Here is a 12659-nt window from a genome sequence, read left to right as displayed (position 1 = left end):
CGAGGACCGACGCCGCCGTGTTCGATACTCTCTCCGATCGCCTTTCAGCGACCTTCAAGAACTTGCGCGGCAAGGGGCGCTTGAGCGAAGCGGATATCGACGCCACGGCGCGCGAGATTCGCATCGCCCTCCTCGAAGCGGACGTGGCGCTGCCCGTCGTCCGCACCTTCATCAAGAACGTCAAGGAAAGGGCTCTCGGCGCCGAAGTCTCCCGCGCGCTGAACCCGGCCCAGCAGGTCCTCAAGGTCGTCAACGAGGAACTGGTCACCATCCTCGGCGGCGAGACGCGCCGTCTGCGCTTCGCCAAGCAGCCGCCCACCGTGATCATGCTGGCGGGTCTGCAGGGTGCCGGTAAGACGACCCTCGCGGGCAAGCTCGGCCACTGGCTGAAGGAGCAGGGCCACTCGCCGCTGCTCGTCGCCGCCGACCTCCAGCGCCCGAACGCCGTGAACCAGCTCAGCGTCGTCGCCGAGCGCGCCGGTGTCGCGGTCTTCGCGCCGGAGCCGGGCAACGGCGTGGGTGACCCGGTGAAGGTCGCCAAGGACTCCATCGACTTCGCGAAGACCCGGGTCCACGACATCGTGATCGTCGACACCGCCGGCCGCCTGGGCATCGACCAGGAGATGATGCAGCAGGCCGCGGACATCCGGGACGCCGTCAGCCCCGACGAGATCCTCTTCGTCGTCGACGCGATGATCGGCCAGGACGCGGTCAACACCGCCGAGGCCTTCCGCGACGGCGTCGGCTTCGACGGCGTGGTGCTCTCCAAGCTCGACGGTGACGCCCGCGGTGGTGCGGCCCTGTCGATCCGCCAGGTCACCGGCAAGCCGATCATGTTCGCGTCGAACGGCGAGAAGCTCGACGACTTCGACGCCTTCCACCCTGACCGGATGGCCTCCCGCATCCTCGACATGGGTGACCTGCTCACCCTGATCGAGCAGGCGGAGAAGACGTTCAGCCAGGAAGAGGCCGAGAAAATGGCCTCCAAGCTGGCGTCCAAGAAGGGCCAGGACTTCACCCTGGACGACTTCCTGGCCCAGATGGAGCAGGTCAGGAAGATGGGCTCCATCTCCAAGCTCCTCGGCATGCTGCCCGGCATGGGCCAGATCAAGGACCAGATCAACAACCTCGACGAGCGGGACGTCGACCGCACGGCCGCGATCATCAAGTCGATGACCCCGGCCGAGCGCCAGGAGCCGACGATCATCAACGGCTCGCGGCGTGCCCGTATCGCCAAGGGTTCCGGCGTCGACGTCAGCGCGGTCAAGGGCTTGGTCGAGCGGTTCTTCGAGGCCCGCAAGATGATGTCCCGCATGGCCCAGGGCGGAGGTATGCCCGGTATGCCGGGCGTCCCGGGCATGGGCGGCGGCCCCGGCCGGTCGAAGAAGCAGCCCAAGAAGGCCAAGGGCAAGCAGCGCTCCGGCAACCCGATGAAGCGCAAGCAGCAGGAGCAGGAGGAGGCAGCCCGCCGCGCCGCCGCCGCTCAGGGCGGCAACGCGTTCGGCGTGCCGCAGCAGGCCCCGCAGGACTTCGAGCTGCCGGACGAGTTCAAGAAGTTCATGGGCTGACGACCTGGTTCGTACGACGCCGGGGGCGCCTCTCTCCGTGGAGGTGCCCTCAGCGCGTGCCATGGCTGGACATGTGCCTTAACGTCCAGATATGAGCAATGCCGCGCCACCACGCAAGGCACCTGACCAGCCGTGGCGCACCGAGGGCACGCCGGACGAGCCGACCGGACGGTCCGGCGGCCGACGCGTACGCCCGCGCTGGTGGGGTCTGCTCCTTACCGCGGCGATCGTGTTCCTGCTGGCCTACGTGGGGCTGACGTACCTCGGCGCGGGCGACGAGCCGACGATCTCGTACACCGAGTTCAGCAAGCAGGTCGACGACGACAACGTCTCCAAGATCTACTCCAAGGGCGACGCGATCCAAGGCCAGCTCAAGAACGCCCGGGACAACCCCGAGGGCAGCGGGGACTACACGAAGTTCAGGACCCAGCGCCCGGCCTTCGCGGACGATGACCTCTGGCAGAACCTGAGCAGTCACGACGTCACCGTGACCGCGCGGCCGGTCGTGCAGGAGCGCAGCCTCCTGTCCAACGTGCTGATCTCCCTGGTGCCGATCGTGATCCTCGTCGTGGCATGGATCCTCGTCGCCCGGAGGATGGCCGGGGGCGGTGCGGGGCGCATGCTCGGCCGCAGGGCGCCGCCCAAGCCGGTCGAGCTCCGACCGGGGACCCAGCGCACGACGTTCGCCGACGTGGCCGGCATCGACGAGGTCAAGGGCGAGCTGGACGATGTCGTCGACTTCCTCGAGCACCCCGACGCCTATCGCAGGATGGGCGCGAAGATGCCGCGCGGCGTGCTGCTCGCGGGGTCCCCCGGCACCGGCAAGACCCTGCTGGCGCGGGCGGTGGCGGGCGAGGCGGGGGTGCCCTTCTTCTCCGCATCCGCGTCCGAGTTCATCGAGATGATCGTCGGCGTCGGCGCGTCCCGAGTCCGGGAACTGTTCGCCGAGGCCCGCAAGGTGGCGCCGTCGATCATCTTCATCGACGAGATCGACACCATCGGACGGGTACGCGGCGGCGGCGCGTCGGTGAGTGGTCACGACGAGCGCGAGCAGACGCTGAACCAGATCCTCACGGAGATGGACGGCTTCTCCGGCTCGGAGGGTGTGGTCGTCATAGCGGCGACGAACCGCGCCGACATCCTGGACCCGGCGCTCACCCGGCCCGGCCGCTTCGACCGGGTGGTCAACGTCTCCCCGCCGGACCGCGGCGGACGCGAGGCAATCCTGCGGATCCACACCCGCGGGATCCCGCTCGCGGAGGACGTGGATCTGACCCGGCTCGCCCGTACGACCCCGGGCATGACGGGTGCGGATCTGGCCAATCTCGCCAACGAGGCGGCTCTGCTCGCGGTCAAGCGCAAGCAGGAGCAGGTGACCGCCTCGGACCTGTCCGAGGCCCTGGAGAAGGTGCAACTGGGCGCCGAGCGCACCCTTGTGATGCCCGAGGAGGACCGTCGGCGCACGGCCTATCACGAGAGCGGGCACGCACTCCTCGGCATGCTGCAGCCCGGCGCCGACCCCGTCCGCAAGATCACCATCGTGCCGCGTGGCCGGGCGCTCGGGGTGACGATGTCGACGCCCGAGGTGGAGCGGTACGCGCACTCCGAGGAGTACCTGCGCGGCCGCATCATTGGCGCGCTGGGCGGCATGGTGGCGGAAGAGGTGGTCTACGGCGTCGTCACCACGGGCGCGGAGAACGACCTCGAACAGGTCACCAATATCGCGCGCGCGATGGTGGCCCGCTGGGGCATGAGCGAGCGCGTCGGCCGGCTCTCCGCCCTGCCGAGCGACGCCCAGCAGGCGTACGGGCTCGCGGCCGCCCCGCACACCCTCGACGTCATCGACCACGAGATGCGCCGCATCGTCGACGAGTGCTACGAGGAGGCCCTCCGTAAACTCCGGGACCACCGCGGCCAGTTGGACGCCCTCGCCCAGGCCCTCCTGGAGAACGAGACGCTGGAGGAGGCGGACGCGTACCGGATCGCGGGGATCACGCGCCTGGCGAAGGACGTGGACACCTAGGGCGTGCGGGCGATCAGATAGCGGAACACGTTCGGCATCCACACCGTCCCGTCCCGCCGCAGATACGGATGCAGGGCTTCCGTCAGCTCCTTGTCGACCTGGGCCTGGTCCGTCGCGGTGATCGCCGCGTCGAAGAGCCCCGTGGACAGCAGTCCGCGCAGCGCGCTGTCCATGTCGGCGTAACCGAAGGGGCAGGCCACCCGGCCCGAACCGTCGGGCTTGAGGCCGGCCCGCTGGGCGACCTCCTCCAGGTCGTCGCGGAGGGCGGGGCGCCAACTGCCCGCGCTGCGCAGCGGATCCGCCAGCTTGGCGGCCACCCGCAGCACGGACGACGTGGTGCAACGTTCCGGCGGACCCCAGCCGGCCAGCACCACGGGCGCCCCCCGCTCGGCGAGCGGTGCCGCTGCCTCGAGCAGCTCGCCGAGTCCCTCCGAGTCGCCCGCGAGACACCCGATGGGCTCGAAAGCGGTCACCAGGCTGTACGCGGGTGTCGCAGCGTCGGCCGCGTCCCGCGGTGAGCCGTCGACGAGCCGGGTGTCCGCACGCGCGCGCGTGCCCCACGCCTCGGGCCGCAGCCGCTCCCGCGCGAGGGCGAGCCGCTGCGGGGAGGAGGGTTCGACACCGGTGACGGCGGCGCCTCTGGAGGCTGCCATCAACAGGGCCAGCCCGGTTCCGCAGCCGAGGCCGAGGAGCCGTGTGCCGACGCCGACTTCCAGTCGCTCGTAGACGGCCTCGAAGAGCGGAACCAGCATCCGCTCCTGGATCTCGGACCAGTCACGCGCGCGTGCACACAGGTCCACGCGTGGCCCGTGGCCCGCAGGAGACAGGTGCTGCCGCACGAGCGTAGGTGTCATGTAAAGCGCCCCAATCCGACGAGAGTTGCCGCTGTGCCCGATTCCGTAGACCCCGTGACGTGCGCTCGCTGTCCCCCCGTATGCCAGGAAACTCCCCGCCCGAGCCCTCGTCCAGAGGGTTGTGCCGCCCGGCTTGTGGGTTCGCTGTACGAGTGGCGAGATTTCACATTCCGGCAACGTGGGCCCGTACCATCTCGCCATGGCAAAGGCACCCGTACTCACCCCGCGGGCGGACGACTTCCCGCGCTGGTACCAGGATCTGATCACCAAGGCCGAACTGGCCGACAACGGTCCGGTGCGCGGCACCATGGTGATCCGACCGTACGGGTACGGGCTGTGGGAGCGGATGCAGGCCGAGATGGACGCCCGCATCAAGGAGACGGGCACCCAGAACGCGTACTTCCCGCTGCTGATCCCGCAGTCGTACTTCGCCAAGGAGGCCGAGCACGTCGAGGGCTTCGCGCCCGAACTCGCCGTCGTCACGCACGGCGGCGGCAAGGAGCTCGAAGAGCCGGCCGTGGTCCGTCCCACCTCCGAGATGATCATCAACGACTACTTCTCGAAGTGGGTGCAGAGCTACCGCGATCTGCCGCTGCTGATCAACCAGTGGGCGAACGTGGTCCGTTGGGAACTGCGGCCCCGCCTCTTCCTCCGCACGACCGAATTCCTGTGGCAGGAAGGCCACACCGCACACGCCACGTACGAGGACGCCCGCGCCTTCGCCGCGCACATCCACCGCGAGGTCTACGAGGACTTCATGGTGAACGTCCTCGCCATGGACTCCGTCCCCGGCCGCAAGACCGTCAAGGAGCGCTTCGCGGGCGCCCTCAACACCCTCACCCTCGAGGCGATGATGGGCGACGGCAAGGCCCTCCAGCTGGCCACCAGCCATGAGCTGGGCCAGAACTTCGCCAAGGCCTTCAACACCCGGTACCTGTCCAAGGACGGCAGACAGGAACTGGTCTGGCAGACGTCCTGGGGGTCCACCACCCGCATGATCGGCGCCCTGGTAATGACTCACGGAGATGACAACGGCCTGCGGGTCCCGCCGCGCCTCGCCTCGGTGCAGGCCGTCGTCCTCGCGATCAAGGGCGATGACGCGGTTCTGGCCAAGGTCCGCGAGATCGGCGACCAGCTGAAGGCCGCGGGCATCCGCGTCCACGTCGACGACCGCACGGACACCCCCTTCGGGCGCCGGGCCGTCGACTGGGAGCTGAAGGGCGTGCCGGTCCGCATCGAGGTCGGCCCCCGTGACCTGGAGAACGGCACCGCGATGCTGGCCCGCCGGATCCCCGGAGGCAAGGAGCCGGTGGCGATCGACTCGCTCGTACGACTGCTCCCCACGATCCTCGAAGAGGATCAGGCGCTGCTGCTGACCCAGTCCCGCGAGCGCCGTGAGTCCCGTACGTCCGACGTGTCGAGCATCGAGGAGGCCGTCGACGCGGCGACCGCCGGCGGCTGGGCCCGCGTCCCGTGGGCGGCCCTCGGCGAAGAAGGCGAGGCCAAGCTGGGTGAGCACGCGGTGACCGTACGGTGTCTGGTCGCCGAGGACGGGTCGGTGCCGGACGCCGATGACGCACCCGGTAACGTCGCGATCGTCGCGCGAGCTTACTGAGCCATGGGCGGAGCCGACCGAAACGCCTCTTGCGCATCGCGCGAACACAGGTGCCCCGGCGTGCGGACAGGCTCTACGCGCCGGGTCGTACGTCAGGCTACGTACCGGCTTGGTATGAGCTGTGAGGCTTCTCCGCAGATCAGCGCACCCGCCCTCGTCCGGACGCATCAGCGGCAACTGACGGGTACGTGCAAATTATTTGGGATGCCCCGGAATAGGAACACAGCGGCACCCTGGCTCGTTGTCATTACGTGAGCACGACACAGACACCACCTGTTCTCGCCGCAGAGCTGGCGCAGGCGTGGGCCGACATTCAGCGGTACCACCCCGAGCTGCCGGATCTTGCCGCGCCCGAGTCACTGATCGGGGAGTCGTCGTCCGCCTGCGGGCACGCGCTCTCCTTCGAGCGACTGCTCCATGAGGCAGTCCATGGCATCGCCGCCGCCCGAGGAATCCGCGACACCTCGCGCGCCGGCCGCTACCACAACCGCAGATTCCTCGCGATCGCCGAGGAGTTGGGCCTGGACCACCCGGAGGAACCGCACCCCAGCAGCGGCTTCTCCCTGGTCACGCTCAACCCCGAGGCGAAGAGGCGCTACCGCCCGACGATCGAGCGGCTCCAGCGCGCCCTCAAGGCCCACACCGCGGCGACCTCCGCCGACACATCCCGGACCTTCCGCGGCCCGGCGGCCCGCCACGGCTCCTCCGGCGGCGGCGTCCGCGTCAAGGCTGTCTGCGACTGCGGGCGCAACGTCCGCGTCGTCCCGTCGGTCCTGGCCCAGGCCCCGATCGTCTGCGGCGGCTGCGGCAAGCCGTTCCGCATCCCGGAGGTCGTGGGCGTGGCGTAACCACGACGACTCCAGCACCGGCATCTCGTGGCTGCCGGTCGGAACGCGTGGCGATGGGTGCTGCTGCCTGCGGGCATGCGTGCCGCCTGGGGCGGCACGGGTGGGCGCAGGCGGCACCCCCGGGTTGCGCGACCCACCCCAAGGGCACCCAGGACGCCGGGTGCCCCTCAGGCATGCCCAGCTCAGCTCCACCCACCGCCGGTCCGAAGCGACCCGCAGGGTGTGGCACAATGGCTAGCTGTACTCGACAGCCGCACAGGACCCCTCTCTCCTCCGGCTGACGCGTCCATCGGGCACTCGGGTACCGCAACCCCACGCGGCCATCTCGCCGTGCCCACCCACGTCAAACCAGGAGAACCCACTCCAGTGGCAGTCAAGATCAAGCTGAAGCGTCTGGGCAAGATCCGTTCGCCTCACTACCGCATTGTCGTCGCCGACTCCCGCACTCGCCGTGACGGCCGTGCGATCGAGGAGATCGGTCTGTACCACCCGGTGCAGAACCCCTCGCGCATCGAGGTCGACGCCGACCGCGTGGCGTACTGGCTCTCCGTCGGCGCTCAGCCGACCGAGCCCGTCCTCGCCATCCTGAAGAAGACCGGCGACTGGCAGAAGTACAAGGGCGAGCCCGCCCCGGCGCCGCTGCTGCAGCCGGCCGAGAAGGCGGCCCGTCCGTCCTTCGAGGCTCTCGGTGGCGACGACGAGGGCAAGGGTGAGGCGATCACCCAGAAGAAGAAGGCTGAGAAGAAGGACGAGGCCGCCGCCGAGTCCGCGTCGACCGAGGCCTGAGCATGCTCGAGGAGGCTCTCGAGCACCTCGTGAAGGGCATCGTCGACAACCCTGACGATGTGCAGGTCGCCTCGCGCACCCTGCGCCGCGGACGCGTGCTCGAGGTCCGGGTCCACCCGGACGACCTCGGCAAGGTCATCGGCCGCAACGGCCGTACCGCACGCGCTCTGCGTACCGTCGTGGGCGCCATCGGCGGCCGCGGTGTCCGCGTCGACCTCGTCGACGTGGACCACGTCCGCTGACGTCAATCGCAGCACCGGCTCGGGCCGGGGAGGGCCACTGGGCCGTCCCCGGCCCGCAGTCGTACGTACGACAGGAGATCTTCGTAAAGTGCAGCTCGTAGTCGCCCGGATCGGCCGCGCCCACGGCATCAAGGGCGAGGTCACCGTCGAGGTACGTACCGACGAGCCGGAACTCAGGCTCGGCCCCGGGGCCGTACTGGCCACCGACCCCGCCTCCGTGGGCCCGCTCACCATCGAGACCGGCCGGGTGCACAGCGGCCGTCTCCTGCTGCGCTTCGAGGGAGTGAAGGACCGTAGCGCCGCTGAGGCCCTGCGCAACACCCTCCTGATCGCTGAAGTGGACCCGGAGGTGCTCCCTGAGGAAGAGGACGAGTACTACGACCACCAGTTGATGGACCTGGACGTCGTCACCAAGGACGGCACGGAGGTCGGCCGGATCACGGAGATCTCACATCTGCCGTCCCAGGACCTCTTCATCGTGGAGCGCCCGGACGGCAGCGAGGTGCTGATCCCCTTCGTGGCGGAGATCGTCACCGAGATCGACCTGGAGGAGCAGCGCGCCGTCATCGACCCGCCTCCGGGTCTGATCGACGACCAGGCAGAGATCGTGTCGTCGAAGGACCCCGAGGCATGAGACTCGACGTCGTCACGATCTTCCCCGAGTACCTGGAGCCCCTGAACGTCTCCCTCGTCGGCAAGGCACGCGCGCGTGGACAGCTGAATGTGCACGTGCATGACCTGCGGACCTGGACGTACGACCGCCACAACACGGTCGACGACACTCCGTACGGCGGCGGCCCCGGCATGGTGATGAAGACCGAGCCCTGGGGCGACGCCCTGGACTCCGCCCTCGCCGACGGCTACGAGACCGGCTCCCACGCCCCCGCGCTCCTCGTCCCCACGCCCAGCGGCCGCCCCTTCACCCAGGAACTCGCCGTCGAGCTCTCCGAGCGCCCCTGGCTGCTCTTCGCGCCCGCCCGCTACGAGGGCATCGACCGCCGCGTCATCGACGAGTACGCGACGCGGATGCGCGTCTACGAGGTGTCCATCGGCGACTACGTCCTCGCCGGCGGCGAGGCGGCCGTACTCGTCATCACGGAAGCCGTCGCCCGCCTGCTGCCCGGCGTCCTGGGCAACGCCGACTCCCACCGGGACGACTCCTTCGCGCCCGGCGCCATGGCGAGCCTCCTGGAGGGGCCCGTCTACACCAAGCCGCCCCAGTGGCGCGGCCGGGAGATCCCGGAGGTGCTGCTCAGCGGCCACCACGGGAAGATCGCCCGCTGGCGCCGGGACGAGGCGCTGAAGCGTACGACGGCCCATCGGCCCGACCTGATCGAGCGCTGCGACCCCAAGGTCTTCGACAAGAAGGACCGCGAGATGCTCTCCATCCTGGGCTGGATGCCCGACCCGGAGGGCGAGCCGTACGGCCGATTTTGGCGCAGGCCAGAGGGCATGGAAGAATAGGCCGCTGCTGTGCGCCGTCCGGCGTGCGCCCCTGCCACAGGGGGACACGACGCCCGCCCCGACGAGCACAACTCTCATTCCAGGAACACCTAGTTACCGTTGATGACCTGTGGCATCAGCGAAGAAAGCAGACGAAATGTCTCACCTGCTCGACACCGTCGACGCCGCGTCGCTGCGCACCGACGTCCCGGCCTTCCGCCCGGGCGACACGGTCAACGTCCACGTCCGCGTCATCGAGGGCAACCGCTCCCGTGTGCAGCAGTTCAAGGGCGTCGTCATCCGTCGCCAGGGTTCCGGCGTGCGCGAGACCTTCACGGTCCGCAAGGTCTCCTTCTCCGTCGGCGTCGAGCGCACCTTCCCGGTGCACACCCCGATCGTCGAGAAGATCGAGCTCGTCACCAAGGGTGACGTGCGCCGCGCCAAGCTGTACTACCTGCGCGACCTGCGCGGCAAGGCCGCGAAGATCAAGGAGAAGCGCGAGAACTGAGCGCTTCTCGGAGGTCACAGCGGGGCCGGATAGCATCTGGCTCCGATGGACACCGAAGCACAGCCGACGGAGCGCGACCGCTCCTCCCGCCCTTTCGCATCCGAGGAGATCTCGGACACAGAGGGGCAGGAGGGACGGTCGCGTTCCGCGTTGGTCTCGCGGATCACCGACTGGCTCCCCGGCGGGCGGATCAGCCTGACCCTGCTTGTCTGCCTGCTGTTTCTCCTGCTGCTCAACGCGTTCGTGGTGCGGCCGTTCCAGATTCCCAGCGGATCCATGGAGCACGGATTGAGGATCGGGGACCGCGTTCTCGTAAATAAGTTGGCGTACCGTTTCGGTGCTCAGCCGCGGCGTGGCGATGTGATCGTGTTCGACGGAACCGGGTATTTCGGGGACGCGGACTACATCAAACGCGTTGTCGGTGTGGGGAGAGACCACGTGGTCTGCTGTGACAAGGAGGGGAGGATCGTGGTGAACGGCCGGTCGGTCGACGAGTCGTCGTTCCTGTACCCCGGTGACAGCCCGTCCACGGTGCCCTTCGACGTCGTCGTGCCGGAGGGCACCCTGTTCGTCCTCGGCGACCACCGCAGCGAGTCCAGCGACTCCCGCGACCACCTCGGCTCACCGGGCGGCGGCATGATCCCCGTGGACTTCGTCGTGGGCCGGGCCGACGGGATCGTATGGCCCGCGAGCCACGCCACCCGCCTCCACCGCCCCGACGTGTACGCGCGCGTGCCGGCCGCGGAGGCGAGGGAGTCCACAGGGGCGGGTGCCCATGGGTAACCGCGGTAGGCCGCGTGGGATTTCCGCACACGCAGCCGACAATCTGCTGCCCACCGGCGTCCGGCGGGCATCGTCCCCGGGCGGCGGCCGTACCCGGGCCGAGCGGCGCAAGCTTCAGCGGAAGGTCAAGCGGCGCCGCAGGCGGTCCGCCGCCAAGGAGATACCGCTCCTCGTCGGTGTGGCCGTCCTGATAGCCCTCGTCCTGAAGACGTTTCTCGTCCAGGCCTTCGTGATCCCGTCCGGCTCGATGGAGCAGACGATCCAGATCGGCGACCGCGTCCTGGTCGACAAGTTCACCCCGTGGTTCGGCTCCAAGCCGGCGCGCGGGGACGTCGTCGTCTTCAAGGACCCCGGTGGCTGGCTCCAGGACGAGGTGAGCACCACCAAGAAGGAAGACCCCATCATCGTCAAGCAGGTCAAGGAAGGGCTCACCTTCATCGGCCTGCTGCCGTCCGACAACGAGAAGGACCTCATCAAGCGGGTCGTCGGAGTCGGCGGCGACCGCGTCAAGTGCTGTGACACGCAAGGACGGGTGACCGTCAACGGCGTTCCGCTGGAGGAGGGTGACTATCTCTATCCCGGCAACGCCCCGTCCCAGACCCGGTTCGACATCACCGTCCCGCAGGGACGCCTGTGGGTGATGGGCGACCACCGCAGCAACTCCGCGGACTCCCGCTCGCACCAGGACCAGGAATACGGCGGCACGGTCTCCGAGGAGGAAGTGGTGGGCCGGGCCATGGTCATCGCCTGGCCCTTCAACCACTGGAACTCCCTGAACGAACCAAAAACGTACGCTTCCGTGACCGACTCGACGTCCGGGTCGACCGCGGCTCCCCAGCTGTCGCATAGGGTTGCACCCGACGATCCGAACGGAACGATCCAGCTCCCGACCCCTGCGGAACTCCCGCTCGTTATGGGAGTAGTGGGCCTGCGCCGCGCATGGGGCAGGCGGCGGCACAGAGTAAGGAGTTGGCGTGGGGGATGTGGCGGTTGGCGCACGGTCCGGACAAGACGGCGAGGACCGCGGGCGCCCCGTGGAAGCAGCTGTCCCGGCCGCGGACAGCGCCGTGACCTCCGGGAATGACTCCGGGGCGGCCGACGACGGCACAACGGCGGACCAGCAGAACCCGACCGGGGGCCGGGGGCCCGGCGACTCGACCCCCCAGGCGAAGAAGCCGCCGCGCTCCTTCTGGAAGGAGCTGCCCATCCTGATCGGTATCGCGCTGATTCTCGCGCTGCTGATCAAGACCTTCCTGGTGCAGGCGTTCTCGATCCCGTCCGACTCGATGCAGAACACCCTCCAGCAGGGTGACCGCGTCCTGGTCGACAAGCTCACACCCTGGTTCGGCTCCGAGCCCGAGCGCGGCGAGGTCGTCGTCTTCCACGACCCGGACAACTGGCTGGCGGGCGAGCCCACGACCGACCCGAACGCGCTGCAGACCTTCCTCAGCTGGATCGGCCTGATGCCGTCCGCGGAGGAGAAGGACCTCATCAAGCGCGTGGTCGGCGTCGGCGGCGACACCATCGAGTGCAAGGGCACGGGCCCGCTGAAGGTCAACGGCAAGGCGCTGAACGAGTCGTCGTACGTCTACCCGGGCAACACCCCGTGCAGCGTCGACGACCAGGGCGGCCAGTTCAAGGTGAAGGTCCCCGAGGGCTTTATCTGGGTCATGGGCGACCACCGGCAGAACTCCCGCGACTCCCGCTACAACACGTCGGACGCGAACAAGGGCATGGTCCCGGTGGACAAGGTCGTCGGCCGTGCCATCGTCAAGGCCTGGCCGATCAACCGCTGGGGCACGCTCCCGGTCCCGGACACCTTCGACCAGCCCGGCCTCAGCGCCCAGGCGGCGGTCGCGGTCACTTCGCCGGGTGCCCTGGCGCTCGTAGGGGCTGTGCCGCTGGTGCTGGTGCGGCGGCGTCGGAAGGCTGCCGAGTACCGGAAGGTCTCCGAGTAGGGACCCGGCCGGTTTATGAACCAGAACTTGG

At 69.0% G+C, this 12659-nt stretch carries 13 protein-coding genes; 12 read left to right on the top strand and 1 reads right to left on the bottom strand.

Going from position 1 to position 12659, the window contains the following annotated elements; all coding sequences use genetic code 11:
* Positions 1-17 precede the first annotated feature (17 nt).
* Entirely contained in the window at positions 18-1568 is a 1551-nt protein-coding gene (gene ffh, locus OG828_RS15655) for a signal recognition particle protein (RefSeq protein WP_328356022.1), read from the top strand.
* A 91-nt stretch (positions 1569-1659) separates the two neighbouring features.
* Complete coding sequence (gene ftsH / locus OG828_RS15650; protein ID WP_328501490.1) at positions 1660-3591, top strand: ATP-dependent zinc metalloprotease FtsH; 1932 nt, start codon at positions 1660-1662, stop codon at positions 3589-3591.
* On the opposite strand, the gene OG828_RS15645 is transcribed toward ftsH, so the two are convergent.
* A complete protein-coding gene (locus tag OG828_RS15645; protein WP_328356016.1) occupies positions 3588-4445 on the bottom strand; it encodes an SAM-dependent methyltransferase in 858 nt (285 codons plus the stop codon). The genes ftsH and OG828_RS15645 overlap by 4 nt on opposite strands.
* 199 nt (positions 4446-4644) lie before the next feature.
* On the opposite strand from OG828_RS15645, the gene proS reads away from it, so the two are divergent.
* From proS to lepB (OG828_RS15595), 10 genes are all read left to right on the top strand, one after another.
* Complete coding sequence (gene proS / locus OG828_RS15640) at positions 4645-6060, top strand: proline--tRNA ligase (protein ID WP_328356013.1); 1416 nt, start codon at positions 4645-4647, stop codon at positions 6058-6060.
* A 251-nt stretch (positions 6061-6311) separates the two neighbouring features.
* Positions 6312-6908, top strand: coding sequence for a hypothetical protein (locus tag OG828_RS15635; protein WP_301984563.1), 597 nt, complete (start codon positions 6312-6314; stop codon positions 6906-6908).
* A gap of 366 nt (positions 6909-7274) precedes the next feature.
* Entirely contained in the window at positions 7275-7694 is a 420-nt protein-coding gene (gene rpsP / locus OG828_RS15630) for a 30S ribosomal protein S16 (protein WP_210577451.1), read from the top strand.
* A 2-nt stretch (positions 7695-7696) separates the two neighbouring features.
* Positions 7697-7936 (top strand): RNA-binding protein, encoded by a 240-nt coding sequence (locus tag OG828_RS15625; protein ID WP_007384965.1) that lies wholly within the window; start codon positions 7697-7699, stop codon positions 7934-7936.
* Between the two features lie 88 nt (positions 7937-8024).
* On the top strand, positions 8025-8570 hold the full coding sequence (rimM, locus tag OG828_RS15620) for a ribosome maturation factor RimM (RefSeq protein ID WP_328501489.1): 546 nt from the start codon (positions 8025-8027) through the stop codon (positions 8568-8570).
* Positions 8567-9400, top strand: coding sequence for a tRNA (guanosine(37)-N1)-methyltransferase TrmD (trmD, locus tag OG828_RS15615; RefSeq protein ID WP_328501488.1), 834 nt, complete (start codon positions 8567-8569; stop codon positions 9398-9400). Before rimM ends, trmD begins: the two co-directional genes overlap by 4 nt.
* Before the next feature lie 136 nt (positions 9401-9536).
* Positions 9537-9887, top strand: coding sequence for a 50S ribosomal protein L19 (gene rplS / locus OG828_RS15610; RefSeq protein WP_189700817.1), 351 nt, complete (start codon positions 9537-9539; stop codon positions 9885-9887).
* 45 nt (positions 9888-9932) lie between these two features.
* Positions 9933-10670 (top strand): signal peptidase I, encoded by a 738-nt coding sequence (gene lepB / locus OG828_RS15605; protein WP_328355992.1) that lies wholly within the window; start codon positions 9933-9935, stop codon positions 10668-10670.
* The gene (gene lepB, locus OG828_RS15600) at positions 10663-11754 is read left to right on the top strand and encodes a signal peptidase I (protein ID WP_328438376.1); all 1092 of its coding nucleotides are present in this window, start codon (positions 10663-10665) and stop codon (positions 11752-11754) included. Before lepB (OG828_RS15605) ends, lepB (OG828_RS15600) begins: the two co-directional genes overlap by 8 nt.
* Positions 11645-12628, top strand: a complete 984-nt coding sequence (gene lepB, locus OG828_RS15595; protein ID WP_328355986.1) for a signal peptidase I — start codon at positions 11645-11647, stop codon at positions 12626-12628. Before lepB (OG828_RS15600) ends, lepB (OG828_RS15595) begins: the two co-directional genes overlap by 110 nt.
* The last annotated feature ends 31 nt before the right edge of the window (positions 12629-12659 follow it).

The sequence above is a fragment of the Streptomyces sp. NBC_00457 genome, from assembly GCF_036014015.1.
Classification (GTDB): Bacteria; Actinomycetota; Actinomycetes; order Streptomycetales; family Streptomycetaceae; genus Streptomyces.
The sequence above is the reverse complement of the archived record's forward strand: the minus strand, read 5'-3'. Positions and strand labels throughout refer to the sequence as shown.

Coding starts and splice junctions, on each gene's coding strand:
- ftsH (WP_328501490.1), top strand. CDS start 1,660: ATGAGCAATGCCGCGCCACCACGCAAGGCACCTGACCAGCCGTGGCGC.
- OG828_RS15645 (WP_328356016.1), bottom strand. CDS start 4,445: ATGACACCTACGCTCGTGCGGCAGCACCTGTCTCCTGCGGGCCACGGG.
- proS (WP_328356013.1), top strand. CDS start 4,645: ATGGCAAAGGCACCCGTACTCACCCCGCGGGCGGACGACTTCCCGCGC.
- OG828_RS15625 (WP_007384965.1), top strand. CDS start 7,697: ATGCTCGAGGAGGCTCTCGAGCACCTCGTGAAGGGCATCGTCGACAAC.
- trmD (WP_328501488.1), top strand. CDS start 8,567: ATGAGACTCGACGTCGTCACGATCTTCCCCGAGTACCTGGAGCCCCTG.
- rplS (WP_189700817.1), top strand. CDS start 9,537: ATGTCTCACCTGCTCGACACCGTCGACGCCGCGTCGCTGCGCACCGAC.
- lepB (WP_328355992.1), top strand. CDS start 9,933: ATGGACACCGAAGCACAGCCGACGGAGCGCGACCGCTCCTCCCGCCCT.
- lepB (WP_328438376.1), top strand. CDS start 10,663: ATGGGTAACCGCGGTAGGCCGCGTGGGATTTCCGCACACGCAGCCGAC.